The organism is Stieleria maiorica, assembly GCF_008035925.1.
Taxonomy (GTDB): domain Bacteria; phylum Planctomycetota; class Planctomycetia; order Pirellulales; family Pirellulaceae; genus Stieleria; species Stieleria maiorica.
The window spans coordinates 4,593,713-4,614,214 of the sequence record NZ_CP036264.1; the positions used below are offsets into that span (position 1 = coordinate 4,593,713).

Here is a 20,502-nt window from a genome sequence, read left to right on the forward strand (position 1 = left end):
TGGCAGCGCGAACCCAAGTATTCCAGACTGCTTGATATCCGTGGGTTCGCGCTGCTATCCGTGGGTTCAATTTGTGCGCTGTTTTTCTTGTCTGGATCATGTGCCCGAAAGTTTGCCGCGATCGGCTGATGCCGAACGGTGCGCCGGCTTGACTTTCGGTTCCCTTAGTGTACAATAAACACTAACAGGGAGAAGCCAATGAACCCGGCATCGAATTCGCTTGCGCTGTTGACCGACTTGTACGAGTTGACGATGGCGTATGGATATTGGAAGTGTGGCGGGGCGGAGCGGCACGCCGCCTTTCACTTGTTCTTTCGCACCAGTCCGTTTCAAGGCGGGTATGTGATTGCGGCGGGGCTCGGCCCCGTTCTGGATTTCCTGCGCTCATTTCGCTTCAATCCCGACGACATTGAGTATCTGGGGACGATTGTTGGCAATGACGGTCGGCCGTTGTTCGAACCTGCGTTCCTGCAGTATCTCGCCGAGCTCGAATTGACGTTGGAGGTGGATGCGATTCCCGAGGGCACCGTTGTCTTTCCCCACGAACCCCTGTTGCGAGTTTGCGGTCCGATCTTGCAATGCCAATTGATCGAGACCGCGTTGTTGAACCAGATCAATTACCAGTCGTTGGTTGCCACCAAAGCGTCTCGCGTGGTGATGGCGGCTGATGGCGACGCGGTGCTTGAGTTTGGATTGCGGCGGGCGCAAGGCATCGACGGCGGATTGACGGCCAGTCGTGCGGCGTTCATCGGAGGCTGCGCCGCGACATCGAACGTCTTGGCGGGAAAACGCTTCGGGATCCCGGTCAAGGGAACTCACGCGCACAGCTGGGTGATGTCGTTCGACAGCGAACAGGAGGCGTTTCAAGCTTACGCCGACGCGATGCCGAACAACTGTGTCTTTCTGGTGGATACCTATGACACATTGCAAGGCGTTCGCCACGCCGTCCAGGTGGGGCGGCGCCTTCGCCGATCCGGCCACCGGATGGTCGGGATCCGACTGGACTCGGGAGACCTGGCGTGGTTGAGCATCGAAGCGCGCAAGATACTCGATGCGGCGGGATTCGAGGATGCGGTGATCGTCGCCAGCAACGACTTGGATGAGCGCTTGATCCAGAGTCTGAAACTGCAAGGCGCAACGATCACGGTCTGGGGTGTCGGCACCAAGCTGGTCACGGCGTACGACCAGCCGGCACTGGGCGGTGTCTACAAACTGGGCGCGATCCAGGAGGATGGCGGGCAGTGGCAGCCGCGTATCAAGGTTTCCGAACAGCTGATCAAGACGTCGACGCCGGGGATCCAGCAAGTGCGTCGGTACCTCGACAACGATGGCATGGCAATCGCCGACATGATCTTCAATATGCTGCAGCCGACTCCGGAGACGTGCACCGTCGTTGACTTTCTGGACACGACTCATCAAACAGAGTTCGACGCAAACGTTGAATTCGTCGACCTGCTTCAACCGATGTTGCGCAGCGGTAAGTTCGTCGGTGAATCGCCCCCGCTAAACGAGATTCGCAGCCGCACCATGACTCAGCTGCAACAGTTTCATCGCACCGTCCTGCGGTTGGACAACCCACACCGGTACCGCGTCGGGCTCGAACGCAGTTTGCATGACCTGAAATCTCAATTAGTGCGTGACGCCAGGCAGCGGAACAAGGCGGAGTCGACGACATGACGTGGAGCTATGAGTTTTCGCGGCCGGCGTTGACGGTCGATTGCGTCGTGTTCGGGTTGGACGAACCTGAATTGAAAGTCTTGCTGATTCGTCGCGACCTGAAACCCTACCGTGGCAAATGGGCACTGCCCGGCGGTTTCGTCCACGTCGACGAATCACTGGAGGACGGCGCCCGACGCGAACTGCGGGAGGAGACGGGACTTGAACGGGTCTATCTGGAGCAACTTTACACCTATGGTGACGTCGATCGCGATCCGAGAGAACGTGTGGTCACGGTGGCCTACTATGCATTGGTCAAACTGTCCGATCACCGCGTGGTTGCGGCAACAGACGCCCGCGACGCCGACTGGTTCTGCGTGCATGACCTGCCACAGCTCGCGTTCGACCACTCGCGGATCTTGGACGCCGCTTATCATCGGCTGCAAAACAAACTGCGTTACGAACCGATCGGGTTTGAGCTGTTGCCGAAAAAGTTCACCTTGAGGCAGCTGCAAGGTCTCTACGAGGTGATCCTGGATCGGACGCTCGACAAACGGAATTTTCGCAAGAAGATCCTCGGCATGGGGGTGCTCGAAGAGCTCGATGAAACGGAAACGAACGTGGCGCACCGGGCGGCCAGGCTGTATCGATTTAACCCCAAACAGTATCGTGAAATGATCAAGCGGGGAGTCAACTTTGAAATCTGAAACCACGCCATCCGTTCAAACAGCGTTGTTGCTGATCGATCTGCAAAACGATTTTGTCGAAGGTGGCGCGTTGGCGGTGCCCGGCGGATCGGAGGTGATCGAAGTGGCAAACCGCTTGATCCCAAAGTTTGATTGGGTTGTCGCGAGTCAGGATTGGCATCCTGCGGACCACCAGAGTTTCGCCAGCCAACATGCCGATCTGGCCGTCGGAGACCGCTTTCAACTCGGCGGGCTTCCCCAAATCGCCTGGCCGGACCACTGCGTCGAGGACACCCACGGCGCGGAGTTTGTCGCTTCGTTGAATCAGGATCAAGTTGATCAAGTGGTTCGCAAAGGAACGAACCCACAGATCGATAGCTACAGCGCTTTTTATGACAACGGGCATCAGCAATCGACCGGCCTTGCGGACGACTTGCGCCGCCGCGGTGTGGAACAGATTGTTGTGATGGGATTGGCAACCGACTATTGCGTCCGCGCGAGCGTGTTGGACGCACTCACCGAAGGCTTTCGCGTGACCTTAGTGGTCGATGGCTGTCGCGGTGTCGAAATGGTTCCCGGTGACGTCCAGCGGTCACTCGACGAGATGCAGGCGGCCGGAGCGGAACTGCTGTGCAGTGACGATCTTTAGCGGTGACTTAGGATACAACCTGTCTGGCGAAGGATACAGCAACCGTTGGTGTACAGGCTTTAGCCGCCCATTGTCGCTGCGTCGCAGCGACCGGGAGTCGCCTAAAGGCTAAACACCAACATTTATAAACGAAACCGCACCGGCAAGACTTCTTCGGATGCGACGGGGCGGCCGAATCGTTGGGCCGGGTGCCCTTTCCATCGGCTGACCGCATCGACGGCGGCTTGATCGAGTGAACGGTGGCCGCTTGATTCGATCACCTCGACATCTGTGACCGTGCCATTCCGATCGACTCGCAACCGCAACAACACGGTGCCTTCAAGCCCGTTCTGCGCCGCGCCCGCCGGATACTGTGGCGGCGGGTTGGAAGAAAAATCGACGGGCGTCTCGGGCGAGAGTCCGACCGACTGCGGGACCGGGATCGCGTCGATCGTCGGTGGCGTGACCTCGCGGACCATTTTGCGTGGAGGACGTGCCGCGACGGTCGCGTCGACGTTCGGCACGTCGGCGGGCGCCACGGACGGACGTTTCAACGGCGCCAACATGTCCGGGCGACGATCAAATGAGTCCGGTGGTGGCGGAATCGGAGTGGACCCGCTGGGTTCGAACGACGCGTGATGGGGCGTTTCCTGCGACCTGTCCGGAGGGGGTAAATCGACGACCCTGGGTGGTTCGATCGTCACCGGAAGGATCTGCGGGGGATCGACCTGGGGTGAGACGCTGGCAACGCTCAATTGAATCGCAACGACACGTTGTTGGCCGGCGGAAGTGAACCGCTGGGTCGCCGCGATCGGCAGCACGCACAGCACCGCCGCACCGACCGCGTGAACGAACAGGGAAAACAGCGTGCAGCGAACGGGAAAACTCATTTGCACAAGTATATCTTTCCCGAGGAAGTTCGTCGAAGGCGGTACATCATTTCGCCGTGTTCGATCCAGATTTCGTTGCGGCCGCGAAAAAGGTCTTCCGAGGGGATAATCAATGGCGCAGTGTCTGCTGCCGGAATGGGCGATTTGGGGGCCGGCCGGTCGACCGCGGATTTGTCATTGGATGGCTGCATTCGAAAACTCATAAGCAGCGGACGTGCCAAACACCATTTGGCACTCCTTCCCCATCGCCTGCGTTCGCGATCGCCCCGGATTGCTCCTGTTTTTTCATCGCCGCGCGTGTGCCACCGAGACTTGAGACGGCGGCCGATGGTGGATTTCCCACCGATTCGGGCGGCGTTTCCGCCGCGCTCCGTTGCTTTATCGTGCCCCAGTCGTCCTGTCACGTTGACTTTGCGGGTACGGATCGCGTTGTTGAAAGCGGTTGAACCAGATGTGCCGAAGTCAACTAATGGAACAATTTGGATGGAAACGCCGACCTAGCTTTGTTGCGACGGGCGCGATTCCGTTCTCAGATGGACGAAACACACCGTGAAACACAATCGAATCGCCGCCCTGGCTCTCCTTCCTGCACTCGGGCTCGGTCTTTGGCAGACTCCCTCGTCGGCCCAAGATCCTACCTTGCCGGAGATCGAAGTCCGCCCGCCAGCGACCGAGCAGGCACCGGACGTTGACACCGCGCCGATCGAGCCTGCAATGACCGCGCCGGCTGCGCCAATGCCCGGCGGCTCCACCCCGCAACCCAATCCTTCGCTGCAAAACGATTCTTTTCCGTTGCTCAGCGACCAGAGCTTCGGTGGCACGATGAGCAACCCGACGGGACTGAACAGCGTGTTGCGCACCGAGAGCGATCTGTTCGAGACACCTCGTCTGGGCACCATCATCGATCGCGACGCACTGGACCGAAAACACGCCTCGACGGTCTATCGCGCCCTTCAAGACGAAGTCGGCGTGATGTTGCAGCAGACCGGCAACGGCCAACTCTCGCCGTACATCCGCGGTTTAACCGGTCAACAGATCCTGGTGCTGGTCGACGGCATTCGCATGAACACCAGCATCTTGCGCCCCGGGCCGAACCAATACGCGGCAACAATTGATCCCGGTTCGATCGAGCGAATCGAAGTGATTCGCGGCGCGGAGTCGGCACTTTGGGGCAGCGATGCAATCGGAGGCGTCATCAACTTCGTCACCCGCAGCGCCGATCCGTTGCGGGGCGACTATGCCAGTCCGACTTTCAGCCAGTTCTACAGTACCGCCGAAGCGTCTTCGTACACGCGCACCGGTTTCAGCTCCTGGTACGGTGCGACTGGAATCACCGGAGGCGTCTCGTATCTGGACGTCGGCACGCTCGACCGCGGCGGCGACTTCGGTCGCCAACCGGGCACGGACTACCAACAATACGCGGGCGATCTGAAACTGCAACGCATGCTGACGGAGAATCATCTCTTGACCGTCGCGATGCAGCACTTCGAGCAAGAAGATCTCAAACGTAGCGACCGGTTCTTGCCGTTTGTGCTCGGCCCGGCCAGCGACGGCAGCGTGCCGACACAGCGTCCGACCTTCTTCGATCCCCAGCAGCGGGACCTGCTCTACGGCCGACTGGAAGGTCTGTTGCCGGAGGATGCCCTGATCGGTGATTTCTACTCGGTCACACTTTCGGGCATGCGAACCAAGGAGGCCTCGGTCGTCGACCGCTATTCCGGTAACGATCCGGCCGCCGTGGTCACACGACGTGAAATCGGCGAATTTGACGACTGGGGCTGGGGAACGACGCTGTCGTTCGTTAAGGACATGAACGACTACGGCAAACTGACCTACGGCACCGACTACTACAGCGAGTCGATTGACGCGGAACGTGTCCAGATCAACAACCCGGACACGCCCGGCGCGACGCCGATGGTCACCGACCCGCAGTATCCCGACGATTCCGAAGCGGACCGCGTGGGCGTCTATGCCTCGTGGCACGTGCCGCTGACCGCGCGGCTGGATGCGACCACCTCGATTCGTTACGAAAACATCAACGTGTCGGCCACACCCAACTTCGACACGATCGGACCGACCTATTTTGAACGCTCGTACCAAGATTGGATCGCCAGCGCAGGCCTGGCGTACAAACTGACCGACGACGTCCGCTTAGTCGGCGGCTATTACGAAGGTTTCCGAGCACCGACCATCGACGATCTGACCGCCAACAAGACGTTCTTGCAAAACAACCAATCGACTCCCTTGGTCGGCAACCTGGACGTCGAACCCGAGCATAGCAAGACGTATGAAGTCGGATTGAAATTCAATTACGATCGATTGCGATTGCAGGTGACCGAGTTCTGGACGGACTTCGATAGCTTTATCAACCGCGAAACGATCGGCGGCGCGAGATTTCTGACCAATCAAGAAGCCTACATCAATGGAACCGAATTGGCCGGCGAATACGTCTTCAATCGCAACGTCGCGCTGTACGGGAATTTCTATTACACGTACGGGACGGTCACGACGGCGGATGATCCGATTTCGCGAATCCCGCCGACCCAGGGCATTTTGGGACTGCGATTGTCCGAGCCCTGCCGGCGATCGTATTTCGATGTCTACACTTGGATGGTCGATCGGGCGGACCGCTACAGCGAATCGAACTTGGGCGACGTGCGGTTCATCGCCGGTGGGACGCCCGGATACGCGACATTGAACGTCCGGATGGGACAATCCTTTGGATCCGAGAACCAGCATCAGCTGTCCTTGGCGTTGGAGAACATCACCGACAAGTACTACCGTGTCCTCGGCAGCGGTGTCGACGGTCCTGGATTCAACGCGGTCTTCGGGTATCAGTACTCGCTGTAGCCACGGAGCTCTTGCAGCTTGTCCGACAGGAAACGCCTTTCGGACGCCTGCTCGGTCAAGGTCAGGGCGCGCTGAAACGCCTCAATCGCACCGGCGGTATTCCCGCTTCGGCGAAGCAGCTCGCCACGTGCCGAATGGGCCAAGGCGTAATGGCCTAGTTCGCCGCGATCCAGGATGGTTTCGATGAGTTGTAAACCGAATTCGGGACCATCGCACATCGCGACCGCAACGGCGCGATTGAGTTCGACGACCGGAGACGGCTGGATCCGTAGCAGCACATCATACAGCGAGACGATCTGCTTCCAGTCCGTGTCGCCGGCGGTCGCCGCCCCGGCATGCACGGCCGAGATCGCCGCTTGGATGGTGTAGCCACCAAACCGGCGCGATGCGAGCGAGCGTTCGATCCACTGTTGGCCTTCGGCGATCAAGTGATGGTCCCAGCGGCTGCGGTCTTGATCTTCCAAGAGCACAATGTTCCCACGCGGATCCTGTCGTGCCTCGCGACGTGATTCGTGCAACAACATCAGCGCCAACAATCCCATCACTTCGGCATCCGCCAACAACTCCAGCACCAGCCGACAAAGCCGAATCGCTTCGCCGGACAGGTCGCTGCGCGTGACCGATTCACCACTGGATGCCGAGTAGCCTTCGTTGAAGATCAAATAGATGACCGATAAAACGGAATCGAGACGCTCGGGCAGTTCGGAGAGTTCGGGAATGACAAAGGGGATCGCGGCATCGCGAATCTTGGCTTTGCCACGCACGATCCGTTGAGCCATCGTGGCGGGAGTGGTCAAGAACGCCCGTGCGATCTCGTCGGTCGTCAACCCACACACTTCGCGTAGCGTCAACGGGACCTGCACCTTCACGTCGATCGCCGGGTGACAGCAGGTGAAAATCAACCGCAGCCGGTCGTCTTCGATGGCGGTTGCGGCCCGCGAGGCGTTGGTACCGGCGACCCGCGACATCCGCTCGACCACATCCCCACTGATCTCCGCCAGCTTTGTGTTTCGCCGGATCGAATCGACCGCCTTGAAACGACCGGTCGTGACCAGCCAGGCGATCGGGTTCTCCGGAACCCCGTCGCCGGGCCACTGATCCGCCGCCGCCGCAAACGCCTCCTGCATCGCGTCCTCCGCCAAATCCAGGTCCCGAAGGACACGCGCCAATGTGGCAAAGACCCGACGTGAATCGTTCCGAAAGAGCGTTTCGATCTGTTGCTGAATTGAATCGTTCATAAATCAGGTGTCAATCGGACCGCATGGGGACAGATTGATGGGGGCAGATTGATGGGGGCAAAACGATGGGGGCAGAACGATGGGGGCAGAACGATGGAAGGCAGAATGATGGGAGGCAGAATGATCGGGCGAGAATGCGGGCAGGGGAGGTGATTAGAGAAGGTCGATGGATGGGTGATGAGGTCGGGGAGAAATCAGAGGGACTGCGACGGGGCAATGCAGCATCGACAGGCGGAAACCCCATCATTCTGCCTTCATTCGGCCCCATCATCTTGCTCTAATCGTTTTGCCCTCATCGTTTTGCCACTTTCCCGCCGTCTCCTATGCCCGTACGACTGCCACGGTTCGAATTCGCCGCCACGAGGGTGTCGGCAAAGGTGGAGTCGGGGCCGACATTCAGTTGGATGCTTTGAGTGAACGATCCATCGGCAGCGCCCAAAAGCACGCTGACGGTTCCGTCGCCGCTGTTGGCCGATGCCAAATCACGGATGCCATCGCCATTGAAGTCGCCTTTGACGATCGAGTGTGGTTGGCGACCATTGCCCTCGTTCCCGGTTCCTTCAAAACCACCGGTTCCATGCGGTTCCCGGAATGAATGCGAAGAAAGTAGTCGCCCGATTTTGGGGCAACAAAGATGCTTTGGAAAAAATCCGTCGACATAACCGTGCCTCGGGATGGTGGTCGCGGTGCCCCTAGACGATAGCCGGTCACGCGCTGGCTTCAAGCGTTGAAGCGGCTCCAGGATCAGAATCTGGGCAAGACGACGGGCGGTAGGGCGGTTGGGCAAAAGGATCGGTAGAGGGAAGCGGAAGCTGGAGCGGATTTGCGGCGAAATGACCGGACGACGGTTGTGGAGGCTGCGCCGGGCAGAACATGCAACCATCATTCTGCCCCGTATCATTATGCCTTCATTTCGGCCCCATCATCTTGCCCCCATTGTTCTGTTAATCCTCCGCCGCCGCGCAGGCGGCAGCGTATCGAACAGATTGGTTGCTCGTGTGCCAATCTGTCGTGTCAGCGAAACGTCAAATTGTCTCAAGCGACCTGCCGCTGTCGCGACTTCGACCGCCCGGGATCGTGCGTGGAAGCTGCGCGGGCGTGGAGTTCACCGCGTCGAATGGCGACGTCATACGGGGCTTCAATCCCGACGGATACGCGATTTCCCTTGATCGCGGTGATGGTCAACACGATTTCGTCGCCGATCTGAATCCGCTCGTTCTCTTTCCGTGATAACACCAGCATCATTCGTCCTCTCGATGGGGTTGACGTTTAGAAGGCCAACAGCGATTCAGCTGTCGCGAGTTGATTTCCTCACAGGCAAAGTTTGTGCCAATCCCGCCGCGACGCGACATTGCTGCGGCGGGATCGTAAAACGGGATTTGATATCAATCGAAGATGCGATCTAGAACTCGGCATTGGGCCAGTTGAACAATTCTTGCCGCCACTGGTTCCAGGCCGGCAATTGGAAGTTGAAGTCGGTCATTTGCTTGCGTCCGCGATCATCGGGATTGGTCGCGAAAGACGTCATACGTCAGTCCGAGCAACACAAAACCGGCCAACAAATACGTCCAATCGAACAGCAGGCTTGCGTGTTTCCACGGCCATGCGAGCAGAATGTCGAGCGAGCAGATTGTGATCAGACCGCTGGCGACCAACAACGACAAAACAGTGAATGACTTCTCGACGGAAAAGCCTCGGAAGAACCGCACCAGCCTGGACGGCCGCCCGCGGCGCGGTCGCGGTGCGACAGCAGTTGCCATCTGTCGCTTGGGGGCAACCTGGCGTGGCCGGCTTGGTTTGTCCCACGTGCGGCCGATCGAGTGACGACGGTTCCGGGTGTGGCGGCGTCGCGAAGGGTCGGGGGATTTAGAGCGATGTTTTGTGTGCTTCGGATGATCCAATATCGCGGACATGTTGAATTCCTCCGTTGAGGCGAAGGATCGCAATGAACCGGCGGATTAAGATGCACACCGCGTGCCAACGCGTGGTGTTTTCACGCAAGGCGGTTGCTCGCTCGGGTCACCGCCTTGATCAGAGTGCTCGTTACGAATCGTAACAGTACCGATAGCACCAGCGATCGCCACTGAGGACCAGATCGTATAAGGCGTGACGGGTCGGCCGGTCCTGCGATTGCTCCGGTTTGTTTTCGTCCGGGGCGGCGTCCTCGAGTGTGTCGTAGAAGTGTGCAATTTGCGACGCGCTCATGGGCAGGATCAACGATGGCGGCAGGTGGTAAATTCTTGCCGCATCGACTGCGTGGCGATAACCGTCCAGCGGTCCGCCTAGAAACTCGACCCACTCCGTTCGGTCCAGCGATTCAGCATCGATCCTGGTGAACGACTCATACCACTGTTCAAACCAGCGGCTGGCCTGCGTCAGAACGAGATCAAAGAATTGCATCGAAGTCACCTCCGTCACGAGCACGTGCCCTCATCCTAAAGTCTACAGCATCTTCGGCACCGGACCGAAAATTTCGTACAAAAGACGACAGTTTGTCGTCTGCCGGTCAATTTGTCGTGCTCGCAGGGGGAAACCAATTTCCAGCTTTTTGCAATTGGTACAGCGGTTGCTCAAAGCGTCGCCCGCCGCTGGCGACGTGCCAAACTGACGGTGGCTCCGGAGCGGCAGGGCCACACCTGTTGTGCAATGTCCAAGCAAGATGGAGGGCATTTCATGGCGACTGCTACGAAATCAGATTCAACCACCAATTTAAAACTCAAACCGCTCGCCGATCGCGTCGTCTGCCAACGTGACGAGGCCGAGGAAACGACCGCCGGCGGCATCGTGCTGCCCGATTCGGCCAAGGAAAAGGTCAACCGTGCCCGCGTGATCGCGGTCGGCCCCGGAAAACGCGATGACAACGGCACCGTGCACCCGCTGTCGGTCCGCCCCGGTGATCATGTGCTGCTGAATAAATACGGCGGCGACGAATTCGAAGTCGACGCGTTGAAGTACACGATCGTCAAAGAAAGCGACATTCTGGCTGTCATCGAAAACTAACAAGGAGGGCGATTGAAGATGTCAAAAATCATTGCGTTTGAACAAGACGCCCGCGAAGCGATGCGTCGTGGGGTTCACAAGTTGGCCAAAACCGTCCGCAGCACGCTCGGTCCCGGCGGGTACAACGTGATCATCCAAAAGAGCTTCGGATCACCCGTCGTCACCCGTGATGGCGTGACCGTTGCCAAAGAAATTGAACTGGACGACCCCTACGAAAACATGGGGGCTCGGATGGTTCGCGAAGTCGCCTCGAAAACCAACGACGTCGCCGGCGACGGTACCACGACCGCCACGGTGTTGGCCGAAGCGATCTTCAACGAAGGGTTGCGAGCCGTTGTGGCCGGTACCAACCCGATCGGAATGAAACGCGGCATCGAAAAAGCCGTTGAGGATATCGTCGCTAAACTGAAGTCGATGTCGACTCCGGTCAAGGGCCGCAAAGAAATGGAGCAGGTCGCTCGGATCAGCGGCAACCAAGATGCCAAAATCGGCCAGGTCGTTGCTGACGCGATGGACAAGGTCGGCAAAGACGGTGTCGTCACGATCGACGAAGGCAAGAGCTTGGAAACGGAGGTCAAATGGGTCGAAGGGATGCAGTTCGACAAAGGCTATCTGTCGCCCTACTTTGTCACTTCACCGGAGACCATGGAGTGTGTGCTGGAAGAACCCTACGTGCTGATCCATGAAAAGAAGATCAGCAACCTGCGGGACTTCGTGCCATTGCTCGAAAAGGTCGCCAAAGCCGGCAAGCCGTTGTTGATCATCGCCGAAGATGTCGATGGCGAAGCGCTCGCTACGCTGGTCGTCAACCGGCTTCGCGGCTCGTTGGTGGCCGCCGCGGTCAAGGCGCCCGGCTACGGTGATCGTCGCAAGGCGATGCTGGAAGACATGGCGATCCTGACCGGCGGCAAGGCGTTCTTTGAAAGCCTGGGGGTCAAGCTGGAGAACATCCAGCTTGCCGATCTCGGCCGTGCCAAAAAGGTCATCCTGGACAAAGACAACACGACGATCATCGAAGGCGCCGGCAAGACCTCCGACATCCAGGCCCGGATCAAGCAGATCGAAACCGAGTGCGAGAAGTCGACCAGCGATTACGATCGTGAGAAGTTGCTAGAACGCAAAGCCAAGTTGGTCGGCGGGGTTGCCAAAATCAGCGTCGGTGGAGCCACCGAAGCGGAAGTGAAAGAAAAGAAGATGCGTTTCGAGGACGCCTTGTCGGCAACCCGTGCGGCGGTCGAAGAAGGCATCTTGCCAGGCGGCGGCGTCGCTCTGGTCCGCGCGGCCAGCGCCTGCGACCCGTCCAAATTGGGCGACGATGAGCGCACCGGGTACAACATCGTGCTCAAGGCCTGTCGCGCACCGGCCACCTGGATCGCTGAAAACGCCGGCCAAGACGGATCATTGGTCTGTGAAAAAGTGGCAGCCGAACAAGGCAATTACGGCTACAACGCGGCCACCAACACCTACGAAGACCTCGTCGAATCCGGCGTGATCGATCCCACCAAAGTGGTCCGAACGGCATTGGAAAACGCGTCCAGTGTTTCGACGTTGCTGCTGACCAGCGACGCCCTGATCGCCGAAAAGCCGAAGGATGAACGCAAGGCCAGCGGCCGTGGCCACGGCGGGGATTACGACATGTATTAACAGGCCGACAGCGAATCGGTGTCGCCCCAGTGTTGCCTTCCCGGACCACGTTCCCTTCGCGCGGCCGGGGAGGTTTTCATCGTCGAACCATTGTCCTCCGTTGTTCCCCCCTCAGCCGCACTCAGCTGAGAGGATGCAAGCGGCCTGCCCGCAGGGCGGACAGCGGGAACAGCTGGGGACAGCGATTCTACATTAGCACGGAGTGTAGAACCATTGTCCTCAATTGTTCCCCCTCAGCCGCACTCGGCTGAGAGGATGCAAGCGGCCTGCCCGCAGGGCGGACAGCGGGAACAGCTGGGGACAGCGGTTCTACATTGACGCCTGCTAGGTGCCGGCACGATAGGTCGGCACGGGACGGCCGGGACGGAAACTCTCCATGGATTTCACTTCCGTGTGTCCGGCGAATTCCGCGGCCAGGTTATCGACGGCATTGGCGACCGCTTCTCGCAACGCGTCGGGCGCGAGGCTGACGCGTGCGTTGATAATCAGCGTCAACGGTCTGCCGTCGGCTTTGGAAGCGACCGACAGCATGGTCGGCGTGTCGCTACTGACCAAGTTGGCCACGCCAACGGCTTCACCAGACGAACCGTAGACTTTCAAGTGCGCCGGCTCCGCGTCCAATTCCTCCAACCGGCCGCGAATCAAGTCGACGATCCGCACCACGACGGCATCTATCGGAAGCGGAGCGTTGGCGGCCAATTCGATGGTGGCGTTCAGCCACCCCAGCTCTGCTTCCCCTTCGGCGTAGACGTCGTAGTCCACCTCCATGAATTGGTCCCGCGCCGCAGCCTGGCCGGCTAGCGATTCGACCACGACATCCAGGTTTTCACCCGTCTTGGCGGAAATGAAAATGACCGGGCGCCCAGGGTACTGCTCCTCGACACAGTGACGGAGCTGTGTCTGCTGTTGTGCCGTCAATTCGTCGATCCGATTGATCAGGATCAGCTCAGATTCTTCGAGCTGCTTGCGGAAGATGTACTCCGCTTTCTCCGAAAACCCGCGTCCCTGGCCACCGGTCAAGATCTTCAACCCGTGGCTCGGTTTCAAGATCACTGCGTAAGGGCTGTGGACAAACTTCTCCCCGAGTTGTTCCATCATGGGAATCGCAATCGTCGCGATCAGATCGGTACAGCTGCCGACGGGTTCGGCAAGGATGATGTCCGGACGCCGGTTCGTCTCGAACGCTTCCATCGCGTCGGTCAATCCATGAAAATTGCAGCAAAAACAGGATCCTGCGACCTCATTGACCGACAAACCCTGGCTGCGCAGCAATTCGGTGTCCACCAATCCCGACGCCTGATCGTTGGTCACGACACAAACGTGCTTTCCTTCGGCTTGGTAGTGCCGGGCGAGGCTGGAAATCAGCGTCGTCTTTCCGGCGCCGAGGAATCCGCCGATCATGATAAACCGAATGGGTGACGTCATCGATACTGCTCGTGTCGCTGGGGTGGAATCGCCGCGGGCCGTTTGTGCCGGTCGCGGGACAATGCTTGGACATTCTGACGATCGTCAGAATGTACGTCAAGCGTTTCCCGCATCGCTTATAAACGTGCCCCTAATGTTCGATGCGACTTCCACGTTCTGGCGAGCGTAACGGAATCGACATGGTGCACTAGTTCGGCGACGTTTCCCCCACGTCCAGGCGGCAACAACCGAAGTCCAGCACACGGTTCTCCCGACGTCTCCCCGCACGGAGAAACTCTTCGTTCAGCGAATAATAGACGTACTTGCCTTCGCGCCGCGTCTGGGCGATGTCGGCGTGGTAGAGCACCCGCAAATGATGGGACACGACACCCATCTCTTGGTCAAGCAGTTCGGCGAGATCCGAAACGCTCAACGCACCGTGCTGCAATGCGCGGACGATCCGGATGCGGAGCGGATCGCCGACCGCTTTCAGGTACGCCGCACAGCGTGTTTCTTCATCGTTTCCCGACTGAGACACGGTACGTCAGCCGACCAACAAGGCAATGCCGACGCCGCAGGCAAGCATCCCCGACACTCGGACCAGTGTCGTGCGATGTCCGCTCTGACGAAAGGCGATTCCGAGCGTCATCCCGACCAAATGAAGCGCCACTGTTCCCAGAAAGATGCCGCCCATGTGTTGCGTGGAAACGCCGGCCGCCGAACCGGCGGCATGTGAGAAGCCGTGCAGTCCTCCGCAGGTCGCTACGATGGCGACGAGCCCGGCAAAGCGGTTCTGCCGGACCAAACAGGTGCCCAAAACGATCAGCGTGATCGCGAGTGCGACGTCCAAGGTCGCAAACGGTCCCAAGGTGTGGCCGGCGATCATCGAAATCCCCATCGATCCGCAAAACAAAGCGGGCAGACTCCATCGGGGACGCCCATCCATCTGAGTCGCCAGCAATCCGACCAGCACCATCGCCAGCAGGTGATCGATTCCAGCCAGCGGGTGCAAAAAGCCGGTTTGGAGTGTACCGGCGATCTCGTGGAAATGGTTTGGATGAGCCTGTGCCGACGAGACGGCGACAAACAAGCTGATCAGACCAAGAAATCGAAGCATCATGGGAGGTCGTCCCCGAGTGGGTAAGGCGTAGGCAAGCGATGTGAATCGTCGTGATCACATCGCTAAAAGATACCAGAGATTGCCCCCGCGTCCCACGGCACTGTCACAAGCTCACAATGATTCGGGACGGCTGCGACCTTGCGTGATGATGTCGTCGAGTTGTTGTTTCAGTTCTGACGCGATTTCGGCGTGGTCGCCGATCACATTGGTTGTTTCCGCGGGGTCTTCCTCCAAGTTGAACAGTTGGAATGGGGGGACCTGGGTATTGGCAAGCTCGGTCTCGACGACCACATTGCGAGCCGTCTTTTTTCCGTAGCGATGCAGTTTCCACTTGCCCGCCCGCAACCCATAGGTGCCGTTGGCACCGTTGTCCTGTTGGACCAAGTGGTCGCGGCCTTTCGCCTGGTCTTCGCCCAGCAGGGCATCGATGACGTTGAAACTGTCCAGGAAAAAGTCCTTCGGAAGTGACTGTTCGGTCAGAGCGGCCAAGCTGGCTGCCAAATCGATGGTGCAGACCACTTCGTCGCTGACGCCAGGCTTGATACGCCCTTTCCAACGCGTGATGAACGGGGTCCGCGTTCCGCCCTCGTAGACACTGTACTTCCCTCCGGAGTACTGGCCGGCGGCGCGGTGATCACCGATCTTTTCGATCGCGCCGTCTTTGTATCCGTCGTCGAGCACCGGACCATTGTCACTGCAGAAAACCACCAGCGTATTCTCCGCCAAATTCAATCGATCCAGCGTTTTCATCAGTTCGCCGACACACCAGTCCAGTTCGATGATCGCGTCGCCACGGAATCCCAACGACGTCTTGCCTTGAAAACGTTCGTGCGGCATCCGGGGCACATGGATGTCGTGCGAGGAGAAGAACAAGAAGAACGGTTCGTTCTGGTTTTGCTCGATGAATTCCACCGATTTTTCCACCCATTTGTCGGCCAGGTCTTCGTCACGGAAACGCGCCGCATGTCCGCCGGTATAGAAACCGATTCGGCTGATTCCGTTGTGAATCGTCGAGTTGTGTCCGTGCGACCAATCCATCTTCAGCGTCTCGCGATGCGTCAGCCCGGTGGGATGGTCGGGGCTGGGCTTTTTGTTTCCCACCCACAGAGGGTCGGCCGGATCGAGGTTTGGCACACGGTGATCATGTACGTAAACCTGTGGCACGCGATCGTTGGTGGTCGGCAACAGGAAACAAGTGTCAAATCCGATTTCCAGCGGACCCGGCTTCAAGTCACCATTCCAGTCGGGGCCGTCTTCGCCACCGAGTCCGAGATGCCATTTTCCGATCACCGCGGTCGTGTATCCGGCCCGCTGCAACAACGACGCGACCGTGTCGGTCCCCGGCTTGATGATCGCCGGTGCGTTGGGCGGCGCGATCCCCGTCCGTTCGCCCCGAAACGCATACGTTCCCGTCAACAACGAATAGCGCGTCGGGGTGCAGGTCGACGCGGAACAATAACCGTTGGTGAACCGAACCCCTTCTTCACTAAGCCGGTCAATGTTCGGCGTCTTCAGCGACGTTGCACCGTAGCACGACACATCGCCGTAGCCGAGGTCGTCCGCCATGATGACGATCACGTTCGGCTTTTCCGCCGTGGCCGTATCAAGGAATCCCAGCGGGACGGCGAGCAACAACAGGATGACGAACGGCGGTGACGGCAAGGGTTTCATTCTGGCACTTGGGGAAGGGATGTCGGGAACGCGTGTGATCTCGAAGCGCTGAAACAGTTTACCCAATGGGAAACGTGGTTGTAGCACGACGCCGCAAAATCCCCTCCACTGCGATGTGAAACTCAGCTCGCATCTCGGCGCGTCTGGCGCTGCCGCCACTGAGACTGGCCGATCCCGTGCATCTTGCCGTCGTCACCCTCGCTGGCAGTGACTCCCAAGACGAGATCAAAGTCCACACTCAATTCGCCGATCGTTGAGTCCTTCAGCGGGACAAAATCACGCAAGACCGTTTCACGAGCCTTGGCATCGATGCCTTGCAGCAACCGGTCGCGCGTATTTCCCGGATGCCCCTTGACGTAAAGCTGGGTGGTCAACGTCCGTTTGCCACCCTGACTGATGGCAAAGTGGATGTGGGGGGTGCGGCCGGGGTACGGAACGGGCTTGATCGTGCGAAAATAGTAGTGGCCTTTGGAATCGGTCAGAAACCGTCCATACCCTTGGAAGTTCGTGTCCTGGTTCGCGCGATTCGTCTGATCGTCGGTATGCAGATAGACGGCATTGTTGTCGACCTGCCAGATTTCGACAAAGGCATTGCGAACCGGGTTGCCATTGGGATCTAAAACGCGCCCGGACAGGTGGGTGATTTCCCCCACGGCCGGCGTGATCGAATCGTTGATCACCAGCAAGTCGTTGTCGGTGTCCAAGGGCATTTTGTTCGGATAAAACGGCCCTTCGGTTTGGGGCGGCGTTTGAAGCAATTCCGCGAACACCCCTGGCGTGGCCAGCGCGGTGGCTCCGAGGGCCATTCCGCTGGAAAGGATTCCACGCCGGTTCAACATTGCCGTGTTTCGATTCATGACAGGTCCCCAATTCTCCTGAGTGCGGTCTTGCGATCAATTCGCGCGGGATGATGACGTAACCATGAAACGCCCTCGGCCGTGCGAGGTTTCGTCAAAACTGTGACATTCGGCCAAGCCTTCTTTATACAGCGCCGGTCACCTTCCCCACTACGACGGCTCGGGCAATCCACACAGGTTTCGGAGCAGCCGCAGCATCGCCGCGATACTGGTCGTCTCGGCCGTTTCCGACGCCGTGTGGTAGGATGTGGTGGGCAACTGCAGCGTCGTCCCGCGGACCATCCCGTCGGTTGCCGTGATGATGCGGCCCAATTCGGTGCGACCGATCGAGAGCGGTTTATCGCGATCCAAGTTCAACAATTCGACATAGCGATCTTTGAACCGGTGTCGGATCCTCAACCGTTCGCAAAGACCGAGCAGTTGATCGGTCAACGTTTCGTCGAATGTCGCCATCGAGTCCCGATTACGCAACACCACCTCTTGCTTGGCGACTTCGTCCAACGTCGAAAAAGGACTCGTGTCCAAAACGACCAAACGGTCCGTCTGGATGTCGTGACGCTGAAACCACTCGACGGCAAATCGCCAACTACGGCCGGCCTCTTCGCCCGCAGTAAACAACGCCGTGCCTTGAAACCCACTTCGAATCAAATCGATCAACATGGCGACGCTGACCACGTTGTCCAGTTGTGCCGAAACCAGATTCTGATCGACTCGCAATCGATCGAGAAAAGAAACGGGGAAGCCGGGTTGCAGGAACTCCAGGCCGTCGAGTTCAAAGATCAGGTTTCTGCGCCGCGGGCAAACGTACGAACGCGTGATCTGGCCTTGGCCGCAATAGGAACCGGCATAGGGTGTGTGGGCCTGAACTCGCTGGCCATCAAACCGCCCGGCGATCAGTTCCATAAACTGCTCGGAGACCGAATCGCCCGTCAACTCGCCGCGATTGCCGGCGATGAATGCTGCATACTGAAACTCGTTCGGTCCGGTACAAAGCAGTCCGTGGCGGTCGACGTGGGCGGAAAGGTACACGCTGTCCGGATCGGAACCTTGAGCGACCAGCAAACCGTGGTAGCGATCCACCTTGACCGGATACTCCTCCAACTCCCGTCGCAGCACACGAAAGAAGGCATCTTCCACGCCCACGACCGAAGGTTCTCTGACCAGGGCTCGAAGGAGATGCAGGAACTCATCAATGTTGGATGCCTTTCTCATTTGTTGTTCATCTTTTAAGTCGCGTCATTCCCGATCTGATCGGGCAGACTGGCCAGAACCGGAGTATCCAGGGATGCCGATCCGGGCCGAACGGCCACCGTTCGCACGCCCATTTCATCCGAATCCACGATCAGATGCGGCACCCGCAGCAACAGTGGCAGGGCAAACAGTCGCCCGAGCGATGAGAGCGCGAACAGGATCAGGTACCCGTTAAAACTCATTTCAAAGTGGAACAATAGCGCACCGCCGACGAGCGCCCCCGATACCCACGCGGCGGTGTTGAGCAGATTATAGATCGTCAACACACTCGTCCGTTCTTCTTCCGCGATCGATTCAAAGAACAGCAAGAAAAACGCCAGTTCGTAGGACGCCCAAAAAACACCACTGAGCGCCTGGGCCGCGGCCAGCCACGCGTAGTTTTGCGACACCACCCACAGCACGCTGATCGGGACGATCCCCAGACTGCCGATCCAAAGCAGGGTTTTGGCGCCGAGCTTGTTGGCCACGCGTCCCCAAAACGAAAGCGAGATGACTTTCGCCAGGAACGCGATCGAAAACAACCCCGATAACTCGCCATAAGAGAACTCGAGTTTGGTCAACATGAACGGCGTGAAAAACGGACCGGACATTTGCACCGCCGCCTGAACGGCGAACAGATAAACCAACAACTTTCCACCGCTGCTGGCACGCAAATGATGAAAGACGCGTTTCCAGGGGATCGCACGCATCCCCGGCGGCAACGGCACCGGTTCACTTTGCTTGATCAACATCCAAGTCGAAAGCAAACGACAAAGCCCGGCGACGCCGAACAGAATCGCAAAGGCCACCAGCCCCAGTTCCAACGCCGTGAATGATTGCAACAAGACACCGCCGATCAGAAAGCCCGCGAACACACAGGCTTGGGAAACGCGAGTGCGATGGGCAAAATAGCGGGCGCGTATCGGGCGGGGGACGATTGTCCCGATCCAGGTATTCCAAGCCGGCCCGGTGGCCAGCCCCGTCCCCCAGTAAATCGACGCCACCAACAGCAGCGTCACCGCGTCAATCGAACCGAGGAGCGCCGCGATCAACAGCGGGATGAAGGTTGCCGCCTGCAGAAACGCACACAGAACCACCCAACGTTTGTGTGACTTCAGAACGCGAATCGCGGTCGGCGACGTCAGTTGCATCAGCCCGCCGGCGATCAACGGTACGCTGCTGACCATCCCCGCCGCCATCTCGCCCAACCCGACCGCCAGCGCGAATGCCGCGATGTAGGTTTCACCAAAGCCCACCATGCCGCCAAATGCCGCGCCATCGATCATGCTGGCACTCAAGTCACCGCGCAGTCGATGTCCTTGGAGCGTTCCGTTTTCCAACTGCGCGTTCAACCGATTCTCCGTGATTGCGAAGCGATTCAGATCATCAATAGTGACGGCCATCCGTGTCGCCGTGGTCGTTGGTTGTGAACGTTATAGGCGACGTTAACAGCAGAGCAACCCAGGTCCGGAAAACCTGCCGGGGAGCAAGGGGCGACGCCGACCCGATGTCGAATAGACACTCAGCGTGTCAATCCAACGTCGATGGGCTGGAAACCGATCCGACATTTCCCTGCGACCGGAAAGGTACACTTTTCCTCGCGACAATTCCGTTGCGCGGGGCTCTCA

The 20,502-nt window shown here is 58.8% G+C and carries 21 protein-coding genes; 6 read left to right on the forward strand and 15 right to left on the reverse strand.

Annotated elements, in window-relative coordinates:
* The first annotated feature begins 198 nt into the window (after nt 1–198).
* From Mal15_RS15520 to pncA, 3 genes are read left to right on the forward strand one after another with little or no spacing between them, the layout of a single operon-like run.
* A complete protein-coding gene (locus Mal15_RS15520) occupies nt 199–1,677 on the forward strand; it encodes a nicotinate phosphoribosyltransferase (protein ID WP_147868611.1) in 1,479 nt (492 codons plus the stop codon).
* Nucleotides 1,674–2,363 (forward strand): NUDIX hydrolase, encoded by a 690-nt coding sequence (locus tag Mal15_RS15525; RefSeq protein ID WP_147868612.1) that lies wholly within the window; start codon nt 1,674–1,676, stop codon nt 2,361–2,363. The genes Mal15_RS15520 and Mal15_RS15525 overlap by 4 nt, the downstream gene beginning before the upstream one ends.
* Nucleotides 2,353–2,991 carry a bifunctional nicotinamidase/pyrazinamidase gene (gene pncA, locus Mal15_RS15530; RefSeq protein WP_147868613.1) on the forward strand — a complete coding sequence of 213 codons (639 nt, stop codon included), beginning with the start codon at nt 2,353–2,355 and terminating at the stop codon, nt 2,989–2,991. The genes Mal15_RS15525 and pncA overlap by 11 nt, the downstream gene beginning before the upstream one ends.
* Before the next feature lie 122 nt (nt 2,992–3,113).
* Here the strand turns inward: pncA and Mal15_RS15535 are convergent, their stop codons facing one another.
* The gene (locus tag Mal15_RS15535) at nt 3,114–3,860 is read right to left on the reverse strand and encodes an energy transducer TonB (RefSeq protein WP_147868614.1); all 747 of its coding nucleotides are present in this window, start codon (nt 3,858–3,860) and stop codon (nt 3,114–3,116) included.
* Nucleotides 3,857–4,063 (reverse strand): hemin uptake protein HemP, encoded by a 207-nt coding sequence (locus Mal15_RS15540; RefSeq protein WP_147872049.1) that lies wholly within the window; start codon nt 4,061–4,063, stop codon nt 3,857–3,859. The genes Mal15_RS15535 and Mal15_RS15540 overlap by 4 nt, the downstream gene beginning before the upstream one ends.
* Nucleotides 4,064–4,409: 346 nt before the next feature.
* Here Mal15_RS15540 and Mal15_RS15545 point away from each other — a divergent pair, with 346 nt between their 5' ends.
* Nucleotides 4,410–6,710 carry a TonB-dependent receptor gene (locus Mal15_RS15545; RefSeq protein WP_147868615.1) on the forward strand — a complete coding sequence of 767 codons (2,301 nt, stop codon included), beginning with the start codon at nt 4,410–4,412 and terminating at the stop codon, nt 6,708–6,710.
* Here the strand turns inward: Mal15_RS15545 and Mal15_RS15550 are convergent.
* From Mal15_RS15550 to Mal15_RS15565, 6 genes are all read right to left on the reverse strand, one after another.
* Nucleotides 6,695–7,948, reverse strand: coding sequence for an RNA polymerase sigma factor (locus Mal15_RS15550; RefSeq protein WP_147868616.1), 1,254 nt, complete (start codon nt 7,946–7,948; stop codon nt 6,695–6,697). The genes Mal15_RS15545 and Mal15_RS15550 overlap by 16 nt on opposite strands.
* A 292-nt stretch (nt 7,949–8,240) precedes the next feature.
* Nucleotides 8,241–8,849 carry an FG-GAP repeat domain-containing protein gene (locus tag Mal15_RS35145; protein ID WP_390623518.1) on the reverse strand — a complete coding sequence of 203 codons (609 nt, stop codon included), beginning with the start codon at nt 8,847–8,849 and terminating at the stop codon, nt 8,241–8,243.
* Between the two features lie 134 nt (nt 8,850–8,983).
* Nucleotides 8,984–9,193 carry a carbon storage regulator gene (locus Mal15_RS15555; protein WP_233903474.1) on the reverse strand — a complete coding sequence of 70 codons (210 nt, stop codon included), beginning with the start codon at nt 9,191–9,193 and terminating at the stop codon, nt 8,984–8,986.
* Between the two features lie 157 nt (nt 9,194–9,350).
* Nucleotides 9,351–9,476 carry a hypothetical protein gene (locus tag Mal15_RS34905; protein WP_261344626.1) on the reverse strand — a complete coding sequence of 42 codons (126 nt, stop codon included), beginning with the start codon at nt 9,474–9,476 and terminating at the stop codon, nt 9,351–9,353.
* Nucleotides 9,448–9,708: a hypothetical protein gene (locus Mal15_RS15560; protein WP_147868618.1), complete on the reverse strand. Its 261-nt coding sequence runs from the start codon at nt 9,706–9,708 to the stop codon at nt 9,448–9,450. The genes Mal15_RS34905 and Mal15_RS15560 overlap by 29 nt, the downstream gene beginning before the upstream one ends.
* Nucleotides 9,709–9,991: 283 nt before the next feature.
* Nucleotides 9,992–10,348 (reverse strand): hypothetical protein, encoded by a 357-nt coding sequence (locus Mal15_RS15565; RefSeq protein ID WP_147868619.1) that lies wholly within the window; start codon nt 10,346–10,348, stop codon nt 9,992–9,994.
* A 273-nt stretch (nt 10,349–10,621) separates the two neighbouring features.
* Between Mal15_RS15565 and Mal15_RS15570 the strand changes: the two genes are divergently transcribed.
* Together Mal15_RS15570 and groL are read left to right on the forward strand one after the other, a co-directional pair.
* Complete coding sequence (locus Mal15_RS15570) at nt 10,622–10,948, forward strand: co-chaperone GroES (RefSeq protein WP_147868620.1); 327 nt, start codon at nt 10,622–10,624, stop codon at nt 10,946–10,948.
* Between the two features lie 18 nt (nt 10,949–10,966).
* Nucleotides 10,967–12,592 (forward strand): chaperonin GroEL, encoded by a 1,626-nt coding sequence (gene groL, locus Mal15_RS15575; protein WP_147868621.1) that lies wholly within the window; start codon nt 10,967–10,969, stop codon nt 12,590–12,592.
* 324 nt (nt 12,593–12,916) lie between these two features.
* Here groL and Mal15_RS15580 read toward each other — a convergent pair whose 3' ends face one another.
* The 7 genes from Mal15_RS15580 to Mal15_RS15610 form a co-directional block, all read right to left on the reverse strand.
* Nucleotides 12,917–14,017 (reverse strand): GTP-binding protein, encoded by a 1,101-nt coding sequence (locus Mal15_RS15580; RefSeq protein ID WP_233903475.1) that lies wholly within the window; start codon nt 14,015–14,017, stop codon nt 12,917–12,919.
* Between the two features lie 187 nt (nt 14,018–14,204).
* Nucleotides 14,205–14,534: an ArsR/SmtB family transcription factor gene (locus tag Mal15_RS15585; protein WP_147868622.1), complete on the reverse strand. Its 330-nt coding sequence runs from the start codon at nt 14,532–14,534 to the stop codon at nt 14,205–14,207.
* 6 nt (nt 14,535–14,540) lie between these two features.
* Nucleotides 14,541–15,116, reverse strand: a complete 576-nt coding sequence (locus Mal15_RS15590; protein ID WP_147868623.1) for a HupE/UreJ family protein — start codon at nt 15,114–15,116, stop codon at nt 14,541–14,543.
* A 111-nt stretch (nt 15,117–15,227) separates the two neighbouring features.
* Nucleotides 15,228–16,787: a sulfatase family protein gene (locus Mal15_RS15595; protein ID WP_147868624.1), complete on the reverse strand. Its 1,560-nt coding sequence runs from the start codon at nt 16,785–16,787 to the stop codon at nt 15,228–15,230.
* A gap of 122 nt (nt 16,788–16,909) precedes the next feature.
* The gene (locus Mal15_RS15600) at nt 16,910–17,644 is read right to left on the reverse strand and encodes a dioxygenase family protein (RefSeq protein ID WP_147868625.1); all 735 of its coding nucleotides are present in this window, start codon (nt 17,642–17,644) and stop codon (nt 16,910–16,912) included.
* A 150-nt stretch (nt 17,645–17,794) separates the two neighbouring features.
* Nucleotides 17,795–18,856, reverse strand: a complete 1,062-nt coding sequence (locus tag Mal15_RS15605; RefSeq protein ID WP_147868626.1) for a peptidase M42 — start codon at nt 18,854–18,856, stop codon at nt 17,795–17,797.
* Nucleotides 18,857–18,870: 14 nt separating this feature from the next.
* Nucleotides 18,871–20,277: an MFS transporter gene (locus tag Mal15_RS15610; RefSeq protein ID WP_147868627.1), complete on the reverse strand. Its 1,407-nt coding sequence runs from the start codon at nt 20,275–20,277 to the stop codon at nt 18,871–18,873.
* Nucleotides 20,278–20,502: the final 225 nt, after the last annotated feature.

What these genes read in the sequence shown, in the direction of transcription:
- Mal15_RS15520 (WP_147868611.1), top strand. Translation starts at nt 199, where the DNA reads ATGAACCCGGCATCGAATTCGCTTGCGCTGTTGACCGACTTGTACGAG.
- Mal15_RS15525 (WP_147868612.1), top strand. Translation starts at nt 1,674, where the DNA reads ATGACGTGGAGCTATGAGTTTTCGCGGCCGGCGTTGACGGTCGATTGC.
- Mal15_RS15535 (WP_147868614.1), bottom strand. Translation starts at nt 3,860, where the DNA reads ATGAGTTTTCCCGTTCGCTGCACGCTGTTTTCCCTGTTCGTTCACGCG.
- Mal15_RS15540 (WP_147872049.1), bottom strand. Translation starts at nt 4,063, where the DNA reads ATGAGTTTTCGAATGCAGCCATCCAATGACAAATCCGCGGTCGACCGG.
- Mal15_RS15550 (WP_147868616.1), bottom strand. Translation starts at nt 7,948, where the DNA reads ATGAACGATTCAATTCAGCAACAGATCGAAACGCTCTTTCGGAACGAT.
- Mal15_RS35145 (WP_390623518.1), bottom strand. Translation starts at nt 8,849, where the DNA reads ATGATACGGGGCAGAATGATGGTTGCATGTTCTGCCCGGCGCAGCCTC.
- Mal15_RS15555 (WP_233903474.1), bottom strand. Translation starts at nt 9,193, where the DNA reads ATGATGCTGGTGTTATCACGGAAAGAGAACGAGCGGATTCAGATCGGC.
- Mal15_RS34905 (WP_261344626.1), bottom strand. Translation starts at nt 9,476, where the DNA reads ATGACGTCTTTCGCGACCAATCCCGATGATCGCGGACGCAAGCAAATG.
- Mal15_RS15560 (WP_147868618.1), bottom strand. Translation starts at nt 9,708, where the DNA reads ATGGCAACTGCTGTCGCACCGCGACCGCGCCGCGGGCGGCCGTCCAGG.
- Mal15_RS15565 (WP_147868619.1), bottom strand. Translation starts at nt 10,348, where the DNA reads ATGCAATTCTTTGATCTCGTTCTGACGCAGGCCAGCCGCTGGTTTGAA.
- Mal15_RS15570 (WP_147868620.1), top strand. Translation starts at nt 10,622, where the DNA reads ATGGCGACTGCTACGAAATCAGATTCAACCACCAATTTAAAACTCAAA.
- groL (WP_147868621.1), top strand. Translation starts at nt 10,967, where the DNA reads ATGTCAAAAATCATTGCGTTTGAACAAGACGCCCGCGAAGCGATGCGT.
- Mal15_RS15580 (WP_233903475.1), bottom strand. Translation starts at nt 14,017, where the DNA reads ATGACGTCACCCATTCGGTTTATCATGATCGGCGGATTCCTCGGCGCC.
- Mal15_RS15590 (WP_147868623.1), bottom strand. Translation starts at nt 15,116, where the DNA reads ATGATGCTTCGATTTCTTGGTCTGATCAGCTTGTTTGTCGCCGTCTCG.
- Mal15_RS15595 (WP_147868624.1), bottom strand. Translation starts at nt 16,787, where the DNA reads ATGAAACCCTTGCCGTCACCGCCGTTCGTCATCCTGTTGTTGCTCGCC.
- Mal15_RS15600 (WP_147868625.1), bottom strand. Translation starts at nt 17,644, where the DNA reads ATGAATCGAAACACGGCAATGTTGAACCGGCGTGGAATCCTTTCCAGC.
- Mal15_RS15605 (WP_147868626.1), bottom strand. Translation starts at nt 18,856, where the DNA reads ATGAGAAAGGCATCCAACATTGATGAGTTCCTGCATCTCCTTCGAGCC.
- Mal15_RS15610 (WP_147868627.1), bottom strand. Translation starts at nt 20,277, where the DNA reads ATGGCCGTCACTATTGATGATCTGAATCGCTTCGCAATCACGGAGAAT.